Genomic DNA, 852 nt, shown 5'->3' with positions numbered 1-852 from the left:
GTCTTGAGACGAAGTACCATTGGCGCAGGAGCGTTTCACGGCCGAGTTCGGAATGGGATCGGGTGCAGGCGCTCCGCCATAACCACCAGGTCGGCGAATCACATGATTTTTGCTCGAGAAGCTGTTTCTAGTTCGTTTGCTTGCGCGCACAGGGCGCTTTCGCATCGCTTTGCGATGCTGATCCTCCGCGAGGGCGGCAAACGTGCCAGGCGATCGGTCGATCGCCGGTTTATGTCTTTTCGTTTTTGTCCATTTGGGCTTTGCCCAGCGTTTTGATAGTGCATGTCACGATATATCACCGCGATCATACTGCCTACAGACGCCAGGTCGCCGGGCCTTGTGGCCCGCCCTGCCCGGAGAGACGTCAGCTTTGCTGACTGCCCGCACGGACGAATGGTTCATCTTGTTTACAAGATGAGCATTGGCAAAATGAGAATGATCAAGCCGATCGAGCTATTAGTACCGATAAGCTTCACAGGTTACCCTGCTTCCACACTCGGCCTATCAACGTGGTGGTCTTCCACGGCTCTGATAGGGATTACTGGTTTTGAGGTTAGTTTCCCGCTTAGATGCCTTCAGCGGTTATCTATTCCGTACATAGCTACCCTGCGATGCGGCTGGCGCCACAACAGGTCCACCAGAGGTACGTCCATCCCGGTCCTCTCGTACTAGGGACAGATCCTCTCAATATTCCTACACCCACGGCAGATAGGGACCGAACTGTCTCACGACGTTCTGAACCCAACTCACGTACCGCTTTAAATGGCGAACAGCCATACCCTTGGGACCTGCTCCAGCCCCAGGATGCGATGAGTCGACATCGAGGTGCCAAACAACCCCGTCGATATGGAC

General features: G+C 54.8%; 2 rRNA genes. Both read right to left on the bottom strand.

The features are described 5' to 3' along the window. Positions 1-90: ribosomal RNA gene (gene rrf / locus IE151_RS17590) — 5S ribosomal RNA — on the bottom strand; the annotation flags it as partial. Between the two features lie 345 nt (positions 91-435). Next, a 23S ribosomal RNA gene (locus tag IE151_RS17585) occupies positions 436-852 on the bottom strand; the annotation flags it as partial.

This window comes from Limoniibacter endophyticus (genome assembly GCF_014652835.1).
Lineage (GTDB): Bacteria > Pseudomonadota > Alphaproteobacteria > Rhizobiales > Rhizobiaceae > Limoniibacter > Limoniibacter endophyticus.
The sequence above is the reverse complement of the archived record's forward strand: the minus strand, read 5'-3'. Positions and strand labels throughout refer to the sequence as shown.